General features: G+C 68.4%; 23 protein-coding genes. 16 read left to right on the top strand and 7 right to left on the bottom strand.

From position 1 onward, the window contains the following. Positions 1–223: 223 nt before the first annotated feature. The 3 genes from GZ997_RS04625 to GZ997_RS04615 are packed head-to-tail and all read left to right on the top strand — an operon-like array spanning position 224 to position 2,685. On the top strand, positions 224–823 hold the full coding sequence (locus GZ997_RS04625) for a TM2 domain-containing protein (RefSeq protein ID WP_238994254.1): 600 nt from the start codon (positions 224–226) through the stop codon (positions 821–823). A 60-nt stretch (positions 824–883) separates the two neighbouring features. Further along, positions 884–1,516, top strand: coding sequence for a dCTP deaminase (gene dcd / locus GZ997_RS04620; RefSeq protein ID WP_162679027.1), 633 nt, complete (start codon positions 884–886; stop codon positions 1,514–1,516). Next, positions 1,513–2,685, top strand: a complete 1,173-nt coding sequence (locus GZ997_RS04615) for a hypothetical protein (protein ID WP_238994253.1) — start codon at positions 1,513–1,515, stop codon at positions 2,683–2,685. Before dcd ends, GZ997_RS04615 begins: the two co-directional genes overlap by 4 nt. 56 nt (positions 2,686–2,741) lie before the next feature. Here the strand turns inward: GZ997_RS04615 and GZ997_RS04610 are convergent, their stop codons facing one another. From GZ997_RS04610 to GZ997_RS04600, 3 genes are all read right to left on the bottom strand, one after another. Continuing rightward, the gene (locus tag GZ997_RS04610) at positions 2,742–3,338 is read right to left on the bottom strand and encodes a hypothetical protein (protein WP_162679026.1); all 597 of its coding nucleotides are present in this window, start codon (positions 3,336–3,338) and stop codon (positions 2,742–2,744) included. A gap of 83 nt (positions 3,339–3,421) precedes the next feature. Next, entirely contained in the window at positions 3,422–5,725 is a 2,304-nt protein-coding gene (locus GZ997_RS04605) for a PrsW family glutamic-type intramembrane protease (RefSeq protein WP_343212271.1), read from the bottom strand. A 193-nt stretch (positions 5,726–5,918) separates the two neighbouring features. Continuing rightward, positions 5,919–6,680 carry a 3'-5' exonuclease gene (locus GZ997_RS04600; RefSeq protein WP_161924973.1) on the bottom strand — a complete coding sequence of 254 codons (762 nt, stop codon included), beginning with the start codon at positions 6,678–6,680 and terminating at the stop codon, positions 5,919–5,921. A 210-nt stretch (positions 6,681–6,890) separates the two neighbouring features. On the opposite strand from GZ997_RS04600, the gene GZ997_RS04595 reads away from it, so the two are divergent. Continuing rightward, entirely contained in the window at positions 6,891–7,616 is a 726-nt protein-coding gene (locus GZ997_RS04595) for an NADPH-dependent oxidoreductase (RefSeq protein WP_238994273.1), read from the top strand. Between the two features lie 57 nt (positions 7,617–7,673). After that, entirely contained in the window at positions 7,674–8,549 is an 876-nt protein-coding gene (locus GZ997_RS04590; protein WP_162679072.1) for a serine hydrolase domain-containing protein, read from the top strand. 295 nt (positions 8,550–8,844) lie between these two features. Here GZ997_RS04590 and GZ997_RS04585 read toward each other — a convergent pair whose 3' ends face one another. Continuing rightward, positions 8,845–9,651: an exodeoxyribonuclease III gene (locus GZ997_RS04585; RefSeq protein WP_162679023.1), complete on the bottom strand. Its 807-nt coding sequence runs from the start codon at positions 9,649–9,651 to the stop codon at positions 8,845–8,847. Positions 9,652–9,731: 80 nt separating this feature from the next. Here GZ997_RS04585 and GZ997_RS04580 point away from each other — a divergent pair, with 80 nt between their 5' ends. The 9 genes from GZ997_RS04580 (at position 9,732) to pyrE (ending at position 18,638) form a co-directional block, all read left to right on the top strand. Continuing rightward, a complete protein-coding gene (locus GZ997_RS04580; protein ID WP_162679022.1) occupies positions 9,732–10,568 on the top strand; it encodes an SDR family NAD(P)-dependent oxidoreductase in 837 nt (278 codons plus the stop codon). Between the two features lie 176 nt (positions 10,569–10,744). Further along, positions 10,745–11,242 (top strand): cytochrome c nitrite reductase small subunit, encoded by a 498-nt coding sequence (gene nrfH / locus GZ997_RS04575; RefSeq protein WP_162679021.1) that lies wholly within the window; start codon positions 10,745–10,747, stop codon positions 11,240–11,242. A gap of 6 nt (positions 11,243–11,248) precedes the next feature. After that, complete coding sequence (locus GZ997_RS04570; RefSeq protein ID WP_237564189.1) at positions 11,249–12,799, top strand: ammonia-forming cytochrome c nitrite reductase subunit c552; 1,551 nt, start codon at positions 11,249–11,251, stop codon at positions 12,797–12,799. Between the two features lie 17 nt (positions 12,800–12,816). Next, a complete protein-coding gene (locus GZ997_RS04565; protein ID WP_162679020.1) occupies positions 12,817–13,836 on the top strand; it encodes a tetratricopeptide repeat protein in 1,020 nt (339 codons plus the stop codon). Positions 13,837–13,840: 4 nt separating this feature from the next. Further along, positions 13,841–14,533, top strand: coding sequence for a cytochrome c biogenesis CcdA family protein (locus tag GZ997_RS04560; RefSeq protein ID WP_162679019.1), 693 nt, complete (start codon positions 13,841–13,843; stop codon positions 14,531–14,533). A 17-nt stretch (positions 14,534–14,550) separates the two neighbouring features. Further along, positions 14,551–16,044, top strand: coding sequence for a cytochrome c biogenesis protein ResB (locus tag GZ997_RS04555; protein ID WP_308807122.1), 1,494 nt, complete (start codon positions 14,551–14,553; stop codon positions 16,042–16,044). Next, positions 16,037–16,960 (top strand): c-type cytochrome biogenesis protein CcsB, encoded by a 924-nt coding sequence (gene ccsB / locus GZ997_RS04550; protein WP_162679018.1) that lies wholly within the window; start codon positions 16,037–16,039, stop codon positions 16,958–16,960. Before GZ997_RS04555 ends, ccsB begins: the two co-directional genes overlap by 8 nt. Next, positions 16,953–17,657 carry a TlpA disulfide reductase family protein gene (locus GZ997_RS04545; RefSeq protein WP_161924968.1) on the top strand — a complete coding sequence of 235 codons (705 nt, stop codon included), beginning with the start codon at positions 16,953–16,955 and terminating at the stop codon, positions 17,655–17,657. The genes ccsB and GZ997_RS04545 overlap by 8 nt, the downstream gene beginning before the upstream one ends. 411 nt (positions 17,658–18,068) lie before the next feature. After that, a complete protein-coding gene (gene pyrE, locus GZ997_RS04540) occupies positions 18,069–18,638 on the top strand; it encodes an orotate phosphoribosyltransferase (RefSeq protein ID WP_202616349.1) in 570 nt (189 codons plus the stop codon). 136 nt (positions 18,639–18,774) lie between these two features. Here pyrE and GZ997_RS04535 read toward each other — a convergent pair whose 3' ends face one another. Continuing rightward, positions 18,775–18,969 (bottom strand): hypothetical protein, encoded by a 195-nt coding sequence (locus tag GZ997_RS04535; RefSeq protein ID WP_161924967.1) that lies wholly within the window; start codon positions 18,967–18,969, stop codon positions 18,775–18,777. Between the two features lie 45 nt (positions 18,970–19,014). Continuing rightward, the gene (locus GZ997_RS04530; protein WP_162679017.1) at positions 19,015–20,601 is read right to left on the bottom strand and encodes an SIR2 family protein; all 1,587 of its coding nucleotides are present in this window, start codon (positions 20,599–20,601) and stop codon (positions 19,015–19,017) included. Positions 20,602–20,713: 112 nt separating this feature from the next. Here GZ997_RS04530 and GZ997_RS04525 point away from each other — a divergent pair, with 112 nt between their 5' ends. After that, the gene (locus GZ997_RS04525; protein ID WP_162679016.1) at positions 20,714–21,469 is read left to right on the top strand and encodes a TrmH family RNA methyltransferase; all 756 of its coding nucleotides are present in this window, start codon (positions 20,714–20,716) and stop codon (positions 21,467–21,469) included. Between the two features lie 91 nt (positions 21,470–21,560). On the opposite strand, the gene GZ997_RS04520 is transcribed toward GZ997_RS04525, so the two are convergent. Next, complete coding sequence (locus GZ997_RS04520) at positions 21,561–21,998, bottom strand: Hsp20/alpha crystallin family protein (protein WP_161924965.1); 438 nt, start codon at positions 21,996–21,998, stop codon at positions 21,561–21,563. Between the two features lie 242 nt (positions 21,999–22,240). Between GZ997_RS04520 and fbaA the strand changes: the two genes are divergently transcribed. After that, positions 22,241–23,290: a class II fructose-bisphosphate aldolase gene (fbaA, locus tag GZ997_RS04515; RefSeq protein ID WP_161924964.1), complete on the top strand. Its 1,050-nt coding sequence runs from the start codon at positions 22,241–22,243 to the stop codon at positions 23,288–23,290. Positions 23,291–23,334 lie beyond the last annotated feature (44 nt).

The raw sequence follows: 23,334 nt of genomic DNA, 5'->3' as shown, positions 1-23,334 counted from the left end.
CCACGTGGTGGGCGCGTTGCAACGCGCCCCGGTAGAGGTGAGTCCCGCCGGTGGCTGCCGGTGCCCGCGGGGGCCGGTGCGCACCGGCGCAAACAGGCGGGTCGGCCGGTACTGCGCGGCAGCGTGACCCAAGTCGCTGCAATGGGCGTGAGATTCCTCGCGTGGGGAGAACGACCCATGAGACGGGCTGCGTGGCCGCGCCCCGATCTGCCAGAGTGAGCATATGAGTTTCTCGCCCTTCAGCCCGCCCGAGCCGCAGAACACTGACGGCTCCGACGGGGCGAACATGCAGGACCCCTCCGGCGGCTATCAGCCGGAGTCCCAGGTTTCCCAGGACAATGCCGTTTCCTCCGACGCTTCGGCAGCCAATCCCTATCAGCAACTAGACACCTACCAGGGGCGGCAGGCCTACACGAGCGGTAGCTACCCGCCTGGATACGATCAGGCGCAGCAGGCCGGCTACCAGAACGCCGGTTACCAGCAGGGGTACCAAGATCCCGCCTACCAGCAGGCCGGGTACCAGCAGCCTGCCTACCAGGCGCCGGCCGCGGCGTACGGCCAGCCCTACGCCATGTACAACCAGAAGTCCAAGGTCGCCGCGGGACTGCTGGGCATCTTCCTGGGGGCGTTCGGGATTCATAACTTCTACCTCGGCTACAACGGCAAGGCGATTGCCCAGCTGCTGATCACGCTGCTGTCATTCGGGATTCTGGCCGTGGTATCGGGGATCTGGGGACTGGTTGAGGGCATCATCATCCTCACTGCCACGCCCGGCGCCCAGCCGTGGGGCGTCGACGCTAAAGGCGTGCCGCTGAGCAACTGAGTCGGCCGCGGCGCCCCGAGCCGGGTGCCGGGGCGCCGGCAACCTGGCACAATCGGGGGCGTGCTGCTTTCCGACCGTGACATCCGCGCAGAACTCGAATCCGGTCACGTCGGCCTCGAGCCCTATGACCCGGAGATGATCCAGCCCGCCTCTATTGATGTGCGCCTGGACCGCTGGTTCCGCCTGTTCGACAACCACCGCTACCCGGTTATCGACCCCGCTGTCGAGCAGGACCGGCTCACTCACCTGGTCGACGTTGGCCCCGATGAGCCGCTCGTGCTGCACCCCGGCGAGTTCGTGCTCGGCTCCACCTACGAGCGCGTCACCCTCCCCGGTGACATCGCTGCCCGCCTGGAGGGCAAGTCCAGCCTCGGGCGCCTGGGCCTGCTGACCCACTCCACCGCCGGCTTCATCGACCCCGGCTTCTCCGGGCACGTCACCCTGGAGCTGTCGAACACGGCCACCATGCCCATCAAGCTCTGGCCCGGCATGAAGGTCGGGCAGCTGTGCTTCTTCCGCCTGTCCTCGCCCGCTGCCGCGCCCTACGGCCAGGGCGCCACCGGCTCGCGCTACCAGGGCCAGCGCGGCCCGACGGCGTCGCGCTCACATCTGTCATTCCACCGCATCCGCATCACTGACGCAGGCCCCTTGGCTGAAGCCGCCGCGCCCGTCTCCGAGGGGCCGGGCGCATGAGTAAGCCGAACCGCTCCGCCGACCAGGAGCAGCCTGTCCCGGTGCTGCCGGACTTCTACGCCGCGGGCACCGACTTGGCCACTACCCTGCCCAGTGCTGCCCTGTCCACGGTCGGTTCCTTCCCAGTGGGGCGCGCCGATGCGCAGCACCTCCTGCTGCTAGCCGATGACGTGACCGTCGATGAGGTTGAGGCTCTGGCCCTGTCCCTGGACGAGAACGCCGGCTGGGTGGGCGCCTCCCGCCTGCAGGTGGCTCCCGGCGCCGAGCTGCAGGGGCCGTGGGACACCGACGCCGACTTGCGGGGTGTTCTGGAGCTGCCCGAGTGGGTCGCCCAGGTGATGATCCTGGACTGTCCGCCGCAGCGGGACGGTGCGTTGCCGGCCGCCTTGGCGGGTATTGATCCACTTACGGATGCCTTCCCGCTGGCCCAGCCCGCCAGCGCCGAACTGCTTGCGCTGACCCGTTTACGCGCGATGGCCCGCCGCCTGGCCGGAGGGCTCAGGCTGGCTGGCGACCCGCAGGATGCCGGTGGTCGTACTGTTCCAGTACTCGTGGTCCCCGACCCCGAGCTGTCCACCACCCTTACCGTGTACTCGCCGGTGTGGATCACGCCTGATGGCGCCGTCTCCGTGGCGGCCCCGATCGCTCCGGGTGCTCGCCTGCTGCTGCATGCGGAGCCGACGGCGGGCCCGACCGGCCTTGCCGCGATTCCGCATGAGGAGCTGGTCCGTCTTTCTGAGACCATCGGTGAGGATGTGCTGGATGCGGCCTGGCAGGCGGCCGAGCGTCGCCGCCATGAGCAGGCGGAGGAGGAGGCCCGGGCTCGGGCGGCGGGCGCACCCGTGGAGGAGCTGCGCGACGGATACGGCGTAGTCGCGGAGGTGGCGCACGCGCACCCCGAGTGGGGTGGGATCGAGATTCGCGTGCAGGCGGCGGAGGAGGTGCCGCTGGCTGTGCGGGGTGAGGCGTGGTCGCGCGACGGCGTAATCGCCTACCAGATCGTGTGGACGCCCTTGGACCCTGCCGATGCCCACCGCGAGGATCCGCCTGACGGCGTGCGGCAGGCACGCGCTGCCGCACGCGTTCTCATTGAGGATGTTGCCGCCGCACTGCTGGCCGCCGCTGGGGGAGTAGTAGTTGACGACGACGGGTTCCTGGTCGGGTTTTAGTCCCAATTCGGTTCTATTGGGTCATCTCGTCTAGGTCATCTCGTCGGCCACGCCGGTCATTGCTGGTGGGGCCATTGGTTGAGGGTTTGGGTGTAGGTGTCGGGGGTGCCGTAGGTGAGGATGGCGCCCTCGGCTACGGGCACGGCTTTGCTTGCGAGGGCGTGGGCCTGGCCCCAGTGGGGTGAGTCGCGGTGGAAGAACATCTTCCAACCGGGCACGTAGTCGTAGGGTTCGGGGTCGGGGTTGAGTGGGGCGCCTTGGCGGCGTAGTGCGCCGATGGTGGGGTTGACAATGCGGGCGCCGGTGTATATCAGCCAGTCGGCGAAGTCCTCGTCAGCGTCAATACGCGCCCCAAGCGCGCGACCTGTCTCAAGCCGTATGGAGTGGGTGTCGGGGTAGATCAGTCCCAGTGTGAGACCGAGGCTGCTGCCGTCGGTGTCGACATCCCCACTGAACAGCATAATGGTTGGTCCTGGTAGGTCGGGTTTCCAGTTGTTGTGGACGGTTTGGCGGAGTTGGTCGAGGGTTTCGATGTTGGGGTTGGCCTCCGCCTGCGCCTTGGTGCGGGCGGTTTCCCGCCACCGGTGGAAGGTGGGGTCATACGGCTTGATGGCCTGCATGAACTCCCACGCCCTGGCGATCGACTCATCCATACGCTGATCCAGACCCGGACGCTGGCTTTTAAATGAAAGGTGCCATTTCATGGCGTCTATCCTTTCCTCTCTACTTGAATTTGTTAGTAGTAGTTGGGTGGGGTGAAGAAGAGTTTTATTGTGGAGGGGAAGTCTCCTCCTTTCTGGAGTTCGAGGAGTCGTTCGTATAGTTCTTGTTCGGCGATGTGCCAGTGTATGGGTGTGTTGGTGCCGGTGGCGCGCACCGCGGCGACCTGGTCCCATGCCTGTTGCTGTATGTCGGGGATGATGTGTTCGCCCCAGGGTTTGTTCATGAGGTTTGCCAGGCCCTCGCCCTTGGCCTCGAGGAGCACGCCGTCCCTGAATCCGTCGAACTCCTTGCCGCCCACGAAGTAGGAGTCATCCACGCGCACACCGGTGACCTGCTCCTCATAGGTCGCCGAACGCCAGGAGGGGCTGTGGTTCCGGCCCTTACCCCAGGTACCGACACCGCCCTCACTGGACCCGCGCACGGGTTTGCGCACGCCGGGGTAGTGCTTGCCGGCACGCGGATCGAACAAACCGGGCTTTACCGCACCGGTTTCATCGGCCAGGTACCGGCGCACGGCTAGGTTGCGTTCCTTGACGTAACTACGCCAGGCGGCCCGGTTATTGTGCCACAGCCAGTACTCGTAGCGGGCCTCACGGGCGGCCTGCCGGGAGGCCCAGTAGGCGCCGCGGGCGGTCTGCCCGCCCATCCCACTGACCGCGCCACCGCCCACGAAGGTCAGCGCCGCCAAGGCCAAGTCCAAGACCACCTCAGCGGGCGTGTGGGTGGATACATAGCGGCGTGCCGTCCCGGACGGGTCACGCATTAGGTCAGCGGCGCCATGAGCCGCTCCGAGCGCAGTGGTAACACCCATGCCGACCTCGAAGGCCAGCCCCAGCGTACCTCCGGTGAGCACCACCACCGCCCCAACAAAGAACAACAACGCGGCCTTCTGCCCCAGGCTCAGGCCCTCCCACCAGGCCCCCAGCGCGTGGAGAATCCCCGCTAGCCACCACAAGACCCCGGAGCTACTCAACTGCGTCTCCAGGGCAGCGGTCAGCACCGGGGCGAGAGCCACCACGCCGACGGCCACCCCCAGGGAGCCCACGCCCGCCAGCCGCCACACCCACCAGCGCTGCGGCACGGCGTCCAGCACCGCGCGCGCCGCCTCCTCCCGGCCCACGCGCAGCCTCGCGGGCGCAACCGCCAACAAACTTGGTTGGCGGGTGTCGGCGGCCTCAAGCAGCGTGAGGTAGGCCCACCGCCACTCAATCCCCGCGGTGGCTACCAGATCGATCAGCACCGCCCGCAGCGGCCGCCAGCGGTCATAGCGCAGCGCCTTGATGAGCCGCAGCCGCCACAGCCCCCACCGCCCGCCGCCGTCGTCACCCTCAAGCGACAGCGTGTAGCCGCCCTCCCACAGCGTGCGCATGTCCAACAGCCACGCCACACCCAACAAGGCCAGCAGGACCCAGCCGCGCCCGTGACCGCCCAGCGTCAAAGCAGAAGTGGCCCCCACCGGCCACCACGGCGCCTGGTCCCCGGTACTCGACCAGGCACCGTACTGACTGGCGTTGCGGCCGGCGTGATCCACCATCGCCACCCACAACGCCCACAACGGCGCCAGCGCGCACACCGCCCGCGCCACCAGGCGCCCCGGACCGGTCATGCCTGCGCACCGGCGCCACGCAGCTACGGACAACCCCACCGTCCCGGCCACCAGGCCGGTCACTATCGCGTGCCCCGCGAAAACCAGATACTCCCCCGCCTGACCTGAGAACGGACTGAGGGAGAACGTGGCCGCGCCCAAGCACTCCAAGTCGCCGACACCCTGATAGGAACACGTCAACATACCCAGCGCACCGAACAGGCTCGGCTGCGCCTCCAAGATGAGAACACGACGCGCCATCTCCTCAACCGCCTCAAACCCAGCGCCACAAGCCACGCCCAGCACCAGCCAGTCGCTCGCCAGCAGCCGCCGCGCCCGCCCCGGAGCCGCCACTGCCAGCACCGCCAGCGGCACCAGCTTGCCCACCTCCTCCACCAACGGGGCCACCACCACCGAAGCGGCCGTAGAGCTCACCGACACCTCAGCCAACCCCGACACCCACGTACTCGTTGCCGCGATGACCCCCGCCCACGGCATCGCCGCCGCCAGCACCCCGGACACCAGCGCCCAAGACACGCTCTTCGCCCGCGCCAGTGCGAACCAGCACAGCACCAGCCACATGCAGCCGATCCACGCGCCCAGGGCCGCCCGCAACGTCGGCGACACGATCAGTGCCACCAGCACCACCACGGCCGCCACCCACGAACACGCCGCCCGAAACCGCAACAGGCGTCCGAACCAGGCCGTGCCGGTCACACGATCACGCAACACCTCCCACCACTCCACGCGGCCCCCAGGCAACGAACCAAAGGACGAACCAGGAGCTGCCAGGGGGATCGAAGACATCAGGGAGCCTCTCGATGAGACGTGCGGATACGAACCCGCGGCAGTAAATCACAAATCAGAATCTATGTACTACGCACAGGTCTGCTAGCCCACATGCGTAATGCGCGTTTGCCACGTCCTACAGCCGCCCGGCGTCAACCTGCCGCAGCACGCCATCGCCGCGGCGCGGCACCAGGCGCGCCTCCTGGGCGCGGGCCGACGCCTCACTCCAGCGCCAGCCATTGAAGACCACCGCCTCGGCCAGGGAGCGCGACCAGGCCACCGGCTCCTCGCCGCGCTCCCGCCCCACCGCCATGTAGTGGCGCAGCAGCCCGGCACTGGCCAGGGCGTCGTCGAGCGCCGTGTGGTGCCGCCCAATCTGAACCCCGGCGGTCTCGCAGCAGGTCACCAGCCGCCGCGACGGGGTGGCCATGAAGTGCCGCGCCAGTTCCATGGTGCACACCCGCGGCACTCGCGCCCCGCGCTCCAGGCGGTCCAAGCCGCCCAGCGCCTGGGTGAGGAAGCCGACGTCAAAGCGCGCGTTGTGGGCCACGACCGCCCGTCCCGCCAGGTCGCGCACCAGCAGGTCGGCGACGTCAGCGAGCGCGGGTGCCCCGATCAGATCCTCGGACACCAGCCCGTGAATGTGCGTGGGCCCCACATCGACGCCGACGCCCGGGTTCACCAGGGTTGACCAGGTCCGCTCCACCGTCCCGTCCGGTCCCGCCAGAACCAGGCCGATCTCGATAATCGAGTCCGCCGCCGGTGACAGCCCCGTGGTCTCCAGGTCGACGACGGCGTAACCCACTCCCGCGACGTCCGCCGCATCGGGTGCGCTCGTGCTCGGGCGGGGCTGGAGCGTCTGGCGCAACGGGCGACGCGGGCGGTGGTAGAAGGGCATCGGCCCCATCGTAGGCGTCCGCCGCCGGGGCCGTCCCCGCTCGTGGCTGTCGCCCAAGTCTCCCGGCGCCGACCCGGCCGACCGGGCTAGAGTCGAGACATGACGACCACGCCCGCCAATGACTCCACCGGCGCCGCTGCCTCAGCACCTACTGACGCCCTCACCGCCCCCTTGACCACCCCAGTCACCAACACCACAATCGCCACCCAGATGGCCCACCGCACCATCCGCGCCTACACCTCCGAGCCGGTTGCCGAGGACGTGGTGTCCACCCTGCTGGATGTCGCCCGTCAGGCCGCCAGCTCCTCCTTCCAGCAGCAGGTAACCGTCATCCGGGTCCAGGACCCCGCGGTGCGCGCGCAGCTTCACCTCGCCTCCGGCCAGCCCTACGTGGGTGGAGAGCGCGGGGAGCTGTTCGTGTTCGTGGTGGACCTGCACCGCAACGCCGTCATCCGCGAGCGGGCCGGCGCTTCCCTGGAGCCGCTCGAGCGCACCGCCCTGTTCCTCCAGGGCGTTGAGGACGCCGTCATCGCCGCCCAGAACATGGTGGTCGCGGCCGAGTCCCTGGGCCTGGGCACCGTCTACCTCGGTTCCATCATCGGCGACGTGCGCCGTGTCATCACCGCCCTGGGCCTGCCTAAGCGCACCTACCCGCTGCTCGGACTGCTGGTGGGCCACCCCGCCCAGGAACCGCAATACAAGCCGCGCCTGCCCCGCGAGATCGTCACCTCCGTGGACACCTACCCCGACCTCGACGCCCACGTCGACGCCCTGGCCGCCTACGACGCCGAGGTCCAGCAGTACTACGACCTGCGTGACACCAACAACCGCGTCGACTCCTTCACCACCCAGATCGCCCGCGCCCTGGGCGGCGGCCCGGCCTCGCAAGCGCCCGTACTGGATGTCCTCCACGAGCAACTGCTCTGCCTGCACTGAGGAGGCGCCGTGCCGACCACGTCCGGGCCGGGGGCCCTCCCTGCTGGGTTTGGCGCCGTGCCCGCCCCGGTCGGGCCGGAGGCCCTCCCTGCCGTAACGGCTTTCGACTTCCCCATCGCGCTCATCGCCGATGAACACCGCACGGACGCGGGCACCGGCGCCCCCGCAGCCCCCGGCACACGACCCCGCTTCCGCACCCTGGCCGAGGTGGGCGATGCTCGCGCCGTATTTCCACTTGCCTCGCTGACCAAGCCAATCGTCGCCTGGAGCGTCCTGGTCGCCGCCGACCGGCACCTGCTGGACCTCGGCGCCTCGGCTGCGCCCGGCCTGCCCGGCGCCACCATCCGTGACCTGCTCGCCCACGCCTCCGGCATCGCCTTCGACTCCGATGCCGTCCTGGCGCCGCCGCGCCACCGCCGCATCTACTCCAACCGCGGCTTCGAAATCCTCGGTCGGTGCCTGGAGGAGGCGACCGCCACCCCGCTTGAGGAGTGGGTTGAGACCAGCGTCCTCGAACCCCTCGGCATGGCGAGTGTCCGCATCCCCGGCTCGCCCGCATACTCGGGGACGGGCAGCGCCGCCGACCTGGCCGCCTTCGCCCGCGAGCTCGCAGCCCCAACCCTCGTCTCGCCCGCTCTTGCCGCAGCCGCACGCCGCCCCGTCCACCCCGGCCTGCCGGGCGTACTGCCCGGATACGGACGCCAGGCCGCAAACGAATTCGGCCTTGGCCTGGAGATTCGCGGCGCCAAGCAGCCGCACTGGACCGCCCCGACGAACAGCCCCGAGACCTTCGGCCACTTCGGCCAGTCCGGCTCATTCATCTGGATAGACCCGGTCGCCCGCCGCCAGGCGGTATTCCTGGGCGCGCGCCCCTTCAGTGCCGTGCACCGGGAGAACTGGCCCGCGCTCAGCGCCCAGCTACTCGCCCTATGACTCGGGCATCGCGGCCGCGCACGCTCAGCCGGTCGCCCCAATTACCTGAATCGGGACTTTTCCTTGAAAAACAGCCATTTTTGAAATTGCCCGACTCGCGGCGCCGACGCTCCCACGTGCGGCGAAGGACCCGGCGCACGCTGGAGCCCTTCGCCGTTTTCGGCGCGCTTAGTGAAACCGCAGAATTTCGCGGTTCTTGTGACGCGCACCGATGGCTAAGCGTGCGTCACTCGCACTAGCGCGCCGTGGCGCGCCGTGGGAAGGCCGACGCGGGGCGGACCCCGGGCCATCCCGGTCAGTCGAGGTCGACGATGACGGGCACGTGATCGCTCGGTCCCTTGCCCTTGCGCTCGTCGCGCTCGATGGCGGCATCGCGCACGCGCGCCGCGAAGGCGGCCGAGCCGTAGACGAAATCGATGCGCATGCCCTCGTTGCGGGGGAAGCGCAGCTGCTGGTAGTCCCAGTAGGTGTAGTTGGTGACGCGCTCGCGCGTGACCTCGGTCAGGCCGGTAGCCTCCAACGCCGCCAGAGCAGCCCGCTCCGGCGCGGACACGTGCGTGGCGCCCTCGAAAACGCTCACATCCCACACGTCCTCATCCCGCGGCGCCACGTTCCAGTCGCCGACCAGTGCCAGCGCCTGGCCCGGATCCGCCGCCATCCAGCCTGCCGCAGCATCGCGCAGGGCCGCCAGCCAAGCCAGCTTGTACTGGTAGTGCGGGTGTGCCAGCTCGCGGCCGTTGGGCACGTACAGGCTCCACAACCGCACCGGCTCGCCGTCCCCGCCCCCGACGGTGGCGCCCAGAGCCCGCGCCTCCACCACCGGCTCGGCCCCCGCCTTCGCCGCCCAGCCGGGCTGCCCGGGGAAGGCGGTAACGACGTCCGCCAGCCCCACCCGGGAGGCGATGGCCACGCCGTTCCACTGGTTCAGCCCATGCACGGCCAGCTCGTAGCCGGCCGCCTCGAAGGGCGCGCGGGGGAACTGGTCGGGGCGGCACTTGATCTCCTGCATGGCCAGCACGTCTACGTCCCTGCGCTGAAGGAAACCGACGATCCGGTCGACGCGGGTGCGGGCGGAGTTCACGTTCCAGGTAGCCAGGCGCATACGGGCAGGCTACCGTGGCCGCCCGCCCGGCGCCCGTGCGCGTAGTGCGGGCGGTGGGCGGCGCGGCTAGGCTCAGCCCCATGGGAACCGCACTCATCACCGGCGCCACCAGCGGAATCGGCCTGGAGCTGGCCTGGCAGCTCGCCGAGGCCCACCACGACCTGGTGCTGGTGGCCCGCACGCGCGCGCGGCTGGATCGGGTTGCCGCGCAAATCAGTCAGGCGGCGGGAGTCGGCGTGCAGGTGATCGCCGCGGACCTGTCGGTCGCCGATGACGTTGGCCGCGTCGCCGAGCGACTGCGCGTCGCAGCGCCCGCAGCCGACCCCGCGGCGGATCCGGCCCGCCCTGACGCCCCGCACACCGCCGCGCAGGTGGCCGCCCAGCCCATCGACCTGCTGGTCAACAACGCCGGCTTTGCCGTCGGGCAGGCCTTCGCAGAAGGTGACATCGCCCAGGAGCGGCGGGCCCTGAGCGTGATGGTCGGTGCCGTGATGGAGCTGACCCACGCCGCCGTGCCGGGGATGATCGCGCGCGGGCACGGCGCCATCCTGAACGTCGCCTCCGTGACCGCGCTGACCGCCATGGGTACCTACGCGGCGCACAAGGCCTGGGTGCGCACCTTCACCGAGGGCCTGGCCAGTGAGCTGCGCGGCACCGGCGTAACGGCCACGGTGGTGAACCCTGGCCTGACGCGCTCGGAGTTCCACGACCGCGCCGGCATGGATGCGGCCTGGCCGCCGATCGCCTGGCTGCGGGCCGACGATGTGGCCCGGGCCGCGCTCGCGGCGGTGCGCCGCGGCCAGGTCATCTGCACGCCCTCGCTGCGGTACCTGGGTGTCAACGCACTGCTGCGCGTGGCGCCCCGCGGGGTGGTGCGGCGCATCGCCGGGCATGCCAGCGTGCGCACCCGCTACTGACTGGTCGGCTATGGCTAGCCGGCCGTGACTGCTACGTGCCCCCGGCCGGAGGCTGGGGCGTAAGTCCTGACGTTTCACGACGCCGTGTGATATCCTTCATACGGTCAGGAAGCCCTTGTCGGTCCGTGTCCCCAACGGACGGGGCGTGACATTCCCGGAGCGTGAGGGGGTGCCGCGTGGTACGTCTCGTCAGGACGCTATGGCGCGGCTATACGCGCCTGTTCACCGGCTGGACCAGGATCGCCCTGGCGGCGCTGCTGGGCGCGGTCCTGGGAGTGGGCGGCTTCACCGTGTACTACTCGGGTGTTGTCGCCTACCTCGGTGATGATCCGGCCACCTGCGCCAACTGCCATGCGATGAATGAGCAGTACGAGGCCTGGCAGCGGGGCAGCCACCATGAAGTGGCCACCTGCAACTCCTGCCACCTTCCGCATGACAACGTCGTCTACAAGTACATCAACAAGGCTGACAACGGCCTGTGGCACTCCCTGAAGTTCACGCTGCAGGACTATCCGGAGAACATCCAGATCCGCGAGCACAACCGTGAGATCACCGAGGCGGCCTGCCTCTACTGCCATGGCGACTTCGTCGACCAGGCCACCAACAGTTCCACCCACAAAGACGAGACGGTGTCGTGCATCCGCTGTCACGACGGCGTCGGGCACACGAGGTGATGCGACATGAGTACCGAGAGGGACAACGCCGCTATGGAGGACCCCGGCCTGGACGCGGACCTGGATCCGGACCTGGACGGGGCGGACGGCGCCGCACAGGCCGCTAAGGCCGATGCGGCGGGCGGTGTGCGCAAGGCCGGGCGGGCGCAGAAGTGGGTGCCCGCCCTGGTGCTGGTGGTAGTCGCCGTGGCGGCAGGTGCCGTGACCTGGATGCTGACGACTATCTTCGAGCACAAGCAGGAGTCGGCGTCCCCCTTCACCGAGGTGGTCGAGTTGAGTGACACCACCTACGATCCGGCCATATGGGGCCAGAACTTCCCCATCCAGTACGAGCAGTACCGCAAGACCATCGAGGACACCGACGGTGACTTCATCGCCGTCACCCCCACCGCTGAGGATCCGCGCGAGTACCACACGATTTCCCGGATCGAGTCCGAGACCCGTGCCCAGCGCATGTGGCGCGGCTACGCCTTCGCGGTGGACTACACCGAGCCGCGCGGGCACGAGTGGGCGCTGGTGGACCAGCGCTACACCGAGCGCACCGACGAGCGCTTCAACCAGCCCGGCACCTGCCTGAACTGTCACGCCTCCATGCCGGAGGTATACGACGAGCTGGGCGACGGCGACCGTGAGGCCGGCTTCCACGCCATGAACGCCATGAGCTACGACGAGGCCTACGAGCACACCTCCTCCTCCATCGCCTGCATCGACTGCCACGACCCGCAGACCATGGAGCTGACTATCACCCGGCCCGCCTTCATCGACGGCATCCGCAAGGCCAAGGCCGCCGAGGGCATCGCGGACTACGACGTCAACCGGGACGCTACTAACCAGGAGATGCGCTCCTACGTCTGCGCCCAGTGCCACGTGGAGTACTACTTCGCCGGCGATTCCAAGACGCTGACCTTCCCGTGGGACAAGGGCCTGACCGTATACGACGCCATGGACTACTACGACGAGGTCGGCTGGACCGACTTCACTCACGAGGAGTCCGGTGCCGAGGTGCTCAAGGCGCAGCACCCTGACTTCGAGACCTGGGCCCAGGGTATCCATGCCGAAAATGGCGTGACCTGTGCCGACTGCCACATGGCCTACAGTCGGGAGGGTGCCGCCAAGGTCTCCAACCACCAGATCATGAGCCCGATGGTCAGTGACGAGAGCATTAACGCCTCCTGCCTGACCTGCCACCACTCCACGGCGGCGCAGATGCGCGAGCGGGTAGAGGTCATCCAGACCCGCTGGCAGGGTTCGCTGAACGTATCCTTCACCGCCCTGGATGCGCTGATCACCGATATCACGGCGGCGGATGAGGACGGCAGTGCGTCGGCGGACGAGCTGGCCACGGCCCGCGACTACCAGCGCAAGGCACAGTTCGTGATCGACTACTCCTTCTCGGAGAACGGCCGCGGCTTCCACGCACCCGCCTACTCGATCTCCATCCTCAACCAGGCGACCGACTGGGCCCGCTCCGGGCAGTTGGCGCTGCGCGGAGTCGAGGTGGACAACGGGATCGGGCCGGCCATCCCCGAGCAGCACCTGCCTGACACCGGCGACTGACGGGGTACAAGAGCGGTATGCGTCAAGCGCAGGGGAACGAGGAATCGCGAGCACAGGAGACCAGCGGTGAGCCGAATCGGGAGGAACTTGCCGCCTTCCTGGCCACCGCCCCGGAAGGGCTGAAGGGATGGGCGGCCGCGCAGTTGGCCGACCTCGAGGCCGACCTCGAGGCCGACCCTGAGGCCGGGCGCGCGGGCAAGGCCGCCGACGCCGCCGCGGCCGCGGCACGCAGGACGCCGGACGGCGAGCCCGCCGACGAGCCTGCGCCTGAAGACGGCATTGGGCACGAGCAGGATGGTGAGGACGACGGTGAGGACGCGGCCGACGTCGAGGACCTGCTGGCGGAGGACGACGATGCTGCCCCCGCCCGGCCGGTCAAGGCCGTACGCGGCCGCACCTCCGCGACGGCGCGGCCGCGCGGAGGCGTCTCCCGCCTGAACCTGGTGCTCGTGGCACTGCTGGCTGCCGCCGTCGTCATCATCGTGCAGCAGGCGGGACAGGACGATGCCGCCGACACGGCGCTGCCCGAGGGGCACCCGTCCATCGCGGCCACCGCCGATGCGAGCGCCATCGCCGCCATGGATGAGGCCGAGCCGGTGGACACCGAGCGGGAGGCGGAGCTCCAGGCGCAGGCGCAGGCGGATCCCGCGGATGCGCAGTCCCGCCAGGAGCTGGGCGTCATGTACCTCAAGGCGGCCCTGTACCAGGACTCCATTACCTGGTTGCAGCAGATCCTCGACGTCGACCCCGACAACCTGGACGCGCTGCTGACCATCGGCGTGGCGGAGTACCAGTCCAACCAGTACGAGCAGGCGGAGGCGCACTGGCTGCGCGCCGCCGAGATCGACCCGGACGTGGCCGAACCCTGGTACAACCTCGGCTTCCTGTACATGGCCCGCACCCCTCCCGACGCCGACCGGGCGAATCAGTGCTGGGAGAAGGTGCTTCAGCTAGCCCCAGACTCGGAGATGGCCGCGAATGTCCGGGGTCATGTGGGAACCATGGGCTCGGCCACGGCTACGCCGAGCGCGGGGTGAGCGGATGGAGCTGACTCTTCCTGTCGCCCTGCTGGCGGGCCTCGTCTCCTTCGCCTCGCCCTGCTTCCTGCCGATCGTGCCCGCCTTCGTGGGGCAGCTGGTGGGGGCCGGGAGTGGCCCCGTGCGCCGCCGCGCCGCCCTGGCGAACTCCTTGAGCTTCGTGCTCGGCTTCTCCGTGGTCTTCATCGCCCTGTGGGCCGCGCTCGGGCTGCTTGGGCGCTCACTGGGCCCCTACGTGGTTCATTTGCGCATAGTGGCCGGGGCGGTCCTGGTGCTGATGGGGCTGCACGTTGCGGGCATTCTGACGCTGCGGCCCTTCGACACCCAGGTACGGGCCTCCGGCCCCGCCGACGCCGCCGGGTCGCCGCTGCGCGCCGCCCTGATGGGAATCGCCTTCGGTGCGGGTTGGACCCCGTGTATCGGCCCGATCCTCGGGGGCATTCTCGCGCTGGCGACGGCGAGCCCGACGGTCTGGTCCGGCATCGCCCTGATGACCGCGTACTGCCTGGGCCTGGGCATCCCGATCATCGCGGTCGCCCTCGGGTCGGCTCAGGTGACGCGGAGATTCGACTGGTTCCGCCGCCACCACGTGGGCGTGTCCCTGGCCAGCGGGGGCGTGCTCGTCGTCGTCGGGCTGCTTATGGTCAGCGGCCTGCTGACCCGGCTGTCCGCGCTGATTCCCTCGCTGGGACTATAAGTAAGGAGGCACTGACGGTGAAACAGACCAAGACGCTGCCCCCGGAGCCGCGTACCGCCGGGGCGCCGCGCAGCTCCGGGGCCGTGGACGGCCTGGACGACCAGGCCGCGCTGCCCCTGGGCCAGGTGCTCCGGCAGGTCTACGCCTTCTTCTACAACAAGACCGTGGGCCTGGTGCTGATTCTGCTGGCCGGCCTGCTGGGGCTGCTGGGCGCGATCTTCCCGCAGATGCCCGACTCCGCCCGGGGGGATGCCCAGGCCACCGAGCAGTGGCTGGAGCAGGTGCGGCCGGTGTTCGGCGGCTGGACCGGCATTCTGCGCACGCTGGGCGCGTTCAACATGTTCACCTCGGTGCCGTTCCTGGTGGTGATGGGGCTGCTGGCCGCCTCTATCCTCGCCTGCACGGTGCATCGCCTGCCGGTCATCTGGCGGGCCTACCGGCACCCGCGCACCCGGGTGACCGCCCGCTTCTTCGACCGGGCCCGGCTGCGCTCCCACTTCACCGCGCCGCTCAGCGCCGCGGACGCCTTCGCGATCGTGTGCAAGGACGCCCGTCGGCGCCGCATGCGCGTGATCGTGGACGAGCGCGGTCCCGGCCTCAACGCCTACCTGGACCGCAACTACTGGGCGCCCTTCGGCACGGTGTTCGCCCACCTCGCCTTCGTGGTGGTCATGGCCGGGTTCGTGGTCTCCTCCCTGACCGGCTTCCGCGACCAGCAGTTCACCCTGACCGTCGGCTACCCCAAGGACGTGGGCCACGGCACCGCCCTGACGGCGCAGGCCAACAGCTTCCAGGACACCTACTACGAGGACGGCTCGCCGAAGGACTACGTCGCCGACCTGACCCTGCTGGACGCCGGCCAGCAGGTCGCTTCCCAGCAGGTACGGGTCAACACCCCGCTGAGCTACCACGGCGTCATGTTCCACCAGTCCTACTTCGGGGTATCCGCCGTCATGCGCGTGGCCGACGCCTCTGGGACGGAGATCCTCCACGACGGCGTCGCTCTGGAGTGGACCACCTCGGACAAGATCTTCAACTACGGCCACACCACCCTGCCCGACGGCCCGGTGCTGTACGTGGTCGAGGCCGCCTCCGGGCAGGTGGGCACCGGCATCGAGCCCGGCCAGGTGCGCGTCGAGCTGTACGACGGCGACGCCACCACGCCCAGTGCGCAGGCCATCCTGGACCAGGGTGCGCCGACGGCGGTGGGGGACTACACCCTGACCTTTGAGCGGGAGCAGCAGTTCACCGGCATGATCGTGCGCCGCGACCCCGGTGCCCCGATCGTCTGGGTCGGCTTCGGCCTACTGGCGATCGGCGTGTGCATGACCATGTTCTTCCGGCACCGGCGCATCTGGGTGCGGGTGACCGAGGCCGACGACGGCGCCCTGGTGCAGCTGGCCTCCCCCGACCGCCGCGACTACGGATTCAGTGCCTTCTTCACCGACATGTCCGTCAGCCTGAGCGGACAGATGACCCAGCACGCGGAAAGGACCGACGCCGATGCTTGAGTACTCCCAGGCCCTGCTGCTGATCACCACCGCCCTGGTGGTGATCTCCACCATCGCCTACCTGGGTGCATTCTTCTCCGCCCGCATGTCCCGGGCCGCCGTCGCGGCCCCGGCGGGAGGGGCGGGGGTGAGCGTCGTCGTCGACACCGGCGACGGTGAGCGCACCGTGGAGGTGACCGGCGGGGTTCAGCGAGCCCCGATCAAGCGCTTCACCATCACCTGGTGGGCGGCTAAGTCGACTCAGCTGGGCCTGCTGCTGCTGACGGGTTCGCTGATCGCCCGTGCCATCGCCACCGGGCACGCCCCCTTCTCCAACCACTACGAGTTCGCCATCTGCTTTGCCTGGGGCATGATGCTGGCGCAGGTGGTCTTCGAGTGGCGCTACCGGGTGCGCACCGTGTCAATCATCGTGCTGCCGGTGATCCTGGCGATGCTGATTTACGCCTCCACCCTGTCCTACCAGCCGAGCCCGCTCATGCCGGCGCTGCAGAACTCTCCGCTGCTGACGCTGCACGTGTTCACCGCCTCGCTGGGATACGGGGCCGCAGTGGTCTCCTTCGCCGCCGCGGTCATGTACCTGCTGGCCCCGCACGTGCGCTGGCGGGGCTGGCCCCGCCAGGAGGTGCTGGACGACCTGGCCTACCGGGCCACCGTGGTCACCTTCCCCATGCTCACGCTCATGCTGATTCTGGGGGCGCTGTGGGGGAATGTCGCCTGGGGGCGCTACTGGGGCTGGGACCCCAAGGAGACCGCGGCCCTGGTCACCTGGCTCATCTACGGCGCCTACCTGCACGCCCGCGTGACGCGCGGCTGGCGGGGCAACCGCGCCGCCTGGCTGCTGATCCTCGGATTCGCCGCCGTCCTGTTCACCTACCTGGGCAACCTGTTCTTCGGAGGACTGCACTCCTATGCGTGACGACATGAGTGACGAGCTGCCGGAGGAGGCCTCCGCCGACGCCGGTGACCGGCCCGACGCCGATCCCAATGCCCGGGGCGGTGTCCCCGGCGAGCCGGCCTGGCGCGCCGGCGTCCGCGGCTCCCACTTCGGGCAGGTGGCCGTGGTGATCGTGGCGGCCTTCGCCATTGCCATCGCCGCCTGGTGGGCGGTGGGGCCCGAGGATGCCGGGCCGGCCCAGGCGGAGATCGCAGTAGTCACCGAGGTGGACGTGGCGGGGGCGAGCACCGCCCCGGTGGCGGGGCAGACGGCGCCCGCCTTCACCGCCGCGGACCTCGACTCCCAGGAGGTGGCGCTGGATCCGCAGGCCACGGAGGGGCGGCCGGTGTGGCTGATGTTCGTGGCCACCTGGTGCACGGGCTGCCGCACCGAGATGCCCGATGTGCAGGCGGCGGCCGCCGCATACGGCGACGACGTGGAGGTGATCGTGGTTTATGTGGGGGAGGACGCCGCCGCGGTGAGTGCCTACTCCGAGCGTGTGGGCAACGAGTTCACCCAGGTGCCTGACCGCAACCAGGCGATCTCCGCCGCCTACGGGATCATGGGCGTGCCCTCCCACTTCTTCATCGGTGCCGACGGCGTGGTACAGCAGGTGCACGTGGGCCTGCTGACTCCTGCGCAGATGGACGAGTCCCTGCGCGCCCTCACCGGCGCCTGACCCTCCCCTCTTTCGCCGAGACCGGCACTTGTTACATGCCGAGACCGGTGGGAATCACGTGGCGCTTTCGGTATGAGGGTGTGGTGGGCCGATCCCGGGTGCAGGCCGCAGCGGAATGTCCAGATTCGGCACGAAGGGTGCCAGCCGTGTCGGCGGCCGCGAACAAAACGTTGAAATCATGCGGATGCCGCATTGGGCTGCATTCGCATCGACGGCGTTAATGCCGAATGTGGACATTTCCGGCCTCCGCCCGTCACCAAGCGGTGCGCAGACGCGAATCCTCCACAACCATCGGCATCCCACCATCCACACACCCATCCCCCCCTCACCATCACAACCTCAAACGCCAAGGGCCGGTTTGAGATCGTCCAGCAGCCACCGCCGGGTTAGCCTTGTTGCGTGAGTACCGACGTGATCGCCAACGACTCCCACCGCGCCCGCCTGGCCGAACTCATCCGCGACCTCGCCGTCGTCCGCGGAAAAGTCACCCTCGCCTCCGGGCTGGAGTCCGACTTCTACGTGGACATGCGCCGCGCCACCCTGCACCACGAGGCCGCCCCCCTCATCGGCCACGTCATGCTGGACATGCTGGAGGAGGCCGGGCTGAGCACCGAGGACGTCGACGCCGTCGGCGGGCTCACCATGGGCGCCGACCCGGTTGCCACCGCCATGCTGCACGCGGCCGCCTCCCGCGGGCTGGACCTGGACGCCTTCGTGGTGCGCAAGGCCGCCAAGGACCACGGCATGAAGCGCCGCGTGGAGGGCCCCGACGTCGCCGGCCGCAACGTGGTAGTCCTGGAGGACACCTCCACCACCGGCGGCTCCCCGCTGGAGGCTGTCGCCGCGCTGCGCGAGGCGGGTGCGAACGTGCTCGCCGTCGCCGTGATCGTGGACCGCGCCACCGGGGCGCGCGAGCGGATCGAGGCCGCCGGCCTGCCCTACCACGCTGCCCTCGGACTTGCGGACCTGGGACTTGACTGACACCGCGGACCGGTCCGGGCCGCCCGGGACCGCCCCGCAGGCTCCACGTGTGAGCGGGGGCCGGGAGGCCAGCGCTAGGACGAGGACTGCGTTAGGACTGTATCTGCAGCGTCCGTCAGCTTCGGATCGGCGACGGTCAGGCGCTTCTTGCCGTCTTTGACTGCGGTTCGGTGCGCTGCGGCTTGGATCGCGTGCGAATGTTGCGACGGCCGGTACGCACGGTCACCAGACGGAACCGAGTTCCGTCGCCAGTGACCGGGACGGCGACAACACGCTCTTCCTGTGCGGGCTGATTCGGTGACTGCGGTAGAGACTGCATCATCATCGTCATGTCTGCTCCTCAAGAGACCAACTCAGGATACATGACTCGCGGCGGCTAGGCGAGCGGCGCGAGCTGGCGTTCAAGAACATCGGCTACGTCTTTGACGAGCTTGTCAAGGTAATCATGAAGGGCGTGGTCCTCGACTATTGCGTCCGCGAGATCCTGGGCGTTTTTCGAACCGGTGTCAGCGTCATCTGCGAGTTGGACTGCGATCGTGACGGATCCACATACGGTTGGTGGTTTGTTCGGCTGGGAGATTGTCACGCGCTGTCCAAGAATTGCGTCCCAGTGCTCTATGCCTTTCGTCTCCACTTGCTGCGTTTCAGAATGTAGGGCCTGTGCTGCCACCCACATGCTGCCTGGTCGAGTGCTTATCGTCTTGACGACCTCCGGAATCAGGAAGACGTGTCCTTGCTTGCCAATCCTGTGCAGTTGATGGGAGCCGTCGGCGAGCCACACTGACACGTCTGACCGTGCAAGCCGGTCGTCCTTCAGGTTTAGCGTGGCACATTTGACGAACGCCCGGGATGTAGTCTCGAGACGGTTGCCGCTGACAACGCTGTTGAAGATGTGAGAAACGCGTTCTTGCGGTGACTGGTTGTCGCTGCGGGAAGTGGAACCGGCGCCATAGCGATACAGGTACTCCTCGATTAGCGTCGTTGCGTCAGAAAAGTGTTCCGTGATAAGCACCGTGATTCCGAGTTGTTCCCACTGCTTTTCGAGAAGTCGACGGTAATCCGCAAAATCGGCGTCCCCCAGATCCTGTAGCCCGCCTAAGCTCTCCTTCGCGATCACCAGGTAGCCCAGAGGGACGCTCTCAGTGGGAGATGCTGACTCGTCGCTGTTGCATGACCTAGATGCGGAGTTTCGTATCGCTTCGAACCATGCCTGTAGATCGTGGTCCGTCAGTGAGTGTCCGACTATGAAAAGGCTGAATCCGGATGTTCTGATTGCATTCAGCAACTCGAGTTGCCAACTGCTCTTGTCGTGCAATACTTTATTGTAGTCGGACTGGGTTACTATGGGGTTGACAGATGTGAATCCTGTGAGAGTTCCACCCTCCCATGACATTGTGTCATCAACATAACCGTGCAGGTGAAATACCGTAGGGAGATACCTGTCGTTTCCGTTATTGTCGCTGATGAAAGATTCGCTCGGTTGGAAATCGTCTAGAACAAAGACGTCTGATCTGTTGTAGTCCGCTGCGGCTCCTTCGTGCAGCAGATCGAAATTGGTGGTCAGGATCGAAAGCCCGTGAGCGGCCGCGTGCCTAGCGAGAATGTAATGCAAGGTGGTTGGAGGTGCGATGGCGTCATCGGGGGTGTTGGCGGGGTGCAGCGCGCGTGCGACCAGTGATCGCCAAGCGTCGTCAGGGTCGACGCCCTGCTTGACTGCCGTCGCATGGCATGCTGCGCGGGCGCCTTCGGCGATGACTTGTCTGTTGCCGGCGGCGGCGAGGTATCCGCGCGCGGAGTCTCGATCCGGCAGTGCGCCCGAGCCCACCAGCAGGTTGATGACGAAGTCATCCCAAGTGGGGTAGCCGGCCTCGTATGAGATTCCCGAACCGGTGAGGAAGATCAGTTTGTCTGGAGGCGTGACGATGCGGTCGATCAGTTCCCGGGTGATGTCGGGGAAGGCCATGGGACTCCTCGGACGACGTCGTCATGTTGAAGCCGTGTCGGTAGGACGGTCACTAAGCTACCGCAGGTGCGATCGTGGATGTGGTCGTATGTCGCGTACTGGCAGGGGACAGATGATGATGTTGGGATACCGAGGTGAACGGTGTGCGGGTGACGTCGGCGGCGCTGATCCGGACATCCCAGACGACCGCGACACCGCCGACCCGTCCGGGCCGCTCGAGCCCGATGCGCGGACAGAGGAGGGTGCGCCGCGCGAGGTCGGGGTCGGGCCGTGGCCCGGTGGGCGGGACGACTGGCCCGACGACCCCCGCTACGACCGGGCGCTGCTGGCCGACGGCGACCGCCGCAACGTCGTCGACCGCTACCGCTACTGGACAATCGAGGCGATCCGCGCCGACCTGGCCGGCCGCGCCCACCCGCTGCACGTGGCCGTGGAAAACGTCGCCCAGGACCTGAACATCGGGTCGATCGTGCGTACCGCCAACGCCTTCAACGTGGCTGCCGTGCACATCATTGGGCGGCGCCGCTGGAACAAGCGCGGCGCCATGGTCACCAACCGCTACCTGGACGTGCGCCACCACCCCGAGCCGGATGCGCTGCTGGAGTGGGCGGCCGAAGCCGGCTACGAAGTCATTGGCATCGATAACGGTCCACGGGCGGAGCTGCTGGAGGAGGCCGTGCTGCCCGAGCGCTGCCTGATGGTGTTCGGCAGCGAGGGGGAGGGCATCAGCCCGGCACTGTTGGCCCGCTGCTCCCGGGTACTGCGGATCGGCCAGTACGGCTCCACCCGCTCCATCAACGTGGCCGCCGCGGCCGCCGTCGCCATGCACACCTGGGTGCTGCAGCACGCCGGGCCCGCCCCCGACTGAGTCGAGAACGGGCCCGGCGGTGAACAAGCGGCCGTGGCCGGGTTGCGATGAGCGCTGGGCGGGACGACGGCGGGCCGCCCCGGCGCTGCGGTCAGCTCTGCTCGGCCTCGATGACCGGGTGGTTGGCCGGGGCGTGGGTGACCTCGATCTTGCGGGGCTTGGCCTCCTCGGCCACCGGGATGGTCAGGGTCAGCACGCCGTCGGTGTACTGGGCGGAGATGCGGTCCAGTGCCAGCCCGTGGCCGAGCGTGAGCTGGCGGGCGAAGGTGCCGCTCGGGCGCTCGTGGGCGAGCCACTGCACGTCCTTGGCGTCGGTGGCCGGGCGCTCGGCGCGCACGGTCAGGGTGCGGTCCTCGACGTCGACGTCGATCGTCGCGGGGTCCACGCCGGGTAGGTCGATGCGGGCCACGAAGGACTCGCCCTCGCGGTATAGGTCGAGCGGCATACCGACGGATGCGGGCGTGCGTACCATGCCGCCACTCAGCCAGCGATCCAGGTCGCGGAACGGGTCGAATGCTGATGCTGCCATGTCAACCACCTCCAGTGGTTGCGGCCTCGGAGGTTCCGAGAGTCGCGCGGCTGGGCGTCCTTGCACCCAACCAGCTGCACCTCAATTGTGGCACCGCTCTAGGCAGGGTGATCCAGGTCATCGCCGACGGTGAAACCTCGGCTCGGAACCAACCGGGACCATGATCCGGTTCACCGACGCGCAAATCCGTGACAGAATCAGCGGTGCACCACTGACTATTCACTTTCCTCAGGAGGCACCCAGTGGCCATTGCAACCCCGGAGTCCTACGCCGACATGCTTGACCGCGCCAAGGCCGGCAAGTACGCCATCCCCGCGATCAACGTCACTTCCTCGCAGACCCTGTCTGCGGCGCTCAAGGGTTTCGCCGACGCCGAGTCCGACGGAATCGTCCAGATCTCCAACGGCGGCGCCGCCTACTGGTCCGGCTCCTCCCGGCTCGACCGCGTCAAGGGCTCTGTTGCCTTCGCGGCCTACGCCCGCGCTGTTGGTGACCTCTACCCGGTGACGATCGGTCTGCACACCGACCACTGCCCCAAGAAGATGCTCGAGCCCTGGATCCTCCCGCTGCTGGAGATGGAGGCCGAGCAGGTCAAGCGCGGGGAGCTGCCGATGTTCAACTCCCACATGTGGGACGGCTCGGCCGAGTCCCTGGATGACAACATTGAGATCGCCGTGGACATGCTGGCGCGCGCGAAGGCCGCCAACACGGTCCTGGAGATCGAGATCGGCGCCGTCGGCGGCGAGGAGGACGGCATCTCCGGTGACGAGAACGCCAACCTCTACACCACGGCCGATGACGCCTGGCGCGCCATCGAGGCCCTCGGCCTGGGTGAGAACGGCCGCTACATCACCGCCCTGACCTTCGGCAACGTGCACGGCTCCTACAAGCCCGGCCACGTCAAGCTGCGCCCGGAGATCCTCGGCGACATCCAGAAGGACGTCGCCGCCCGCCTGGGCGACCGCCTGTCCACCAAGGTGGGCGTGAAGGACTCGCCGTTCGACCTGGTCATGCACGGCGGCTCCGGCTCCACCGACGAGGAGATCGCCACCGCGGTGCGCAACGGCGTCATCAAGATGAACGTGGACACCGACACCCAGTACGCCTTCACCCGCCCGGTCGTCGACCACATGCTGAAGAACTACGACGGCGTGCTCAAGATCGACGGCGAGGTCGGCAACAAGAAGACCTACGACCCGCGCGTCTGGGGCAAGGCTGCCGAGGAGGGCATGGCCGCCCGCGTGGTCGAGGCCTGCGAGCGCCTCGGCTCCGTCGGCTCCGCCAAGCGCTGATCGTCCCGACGACGGCGTGCCCGGCGGTGGCCTTGCCTCACCGG

Origin of the sequence: Actinomyces sp. 565, from assembly GCF_010365615.1 — a bacterium.
Taxonomy (GTDB): domain Bacteria; phylum Actinomycetota; class Actinomycetes; order Actinomycetales; family Actinomycetaceae; genus Actinomyces.
This window is presented reverse-complemented; position numbering and strand designations above follow the sequence as displayed.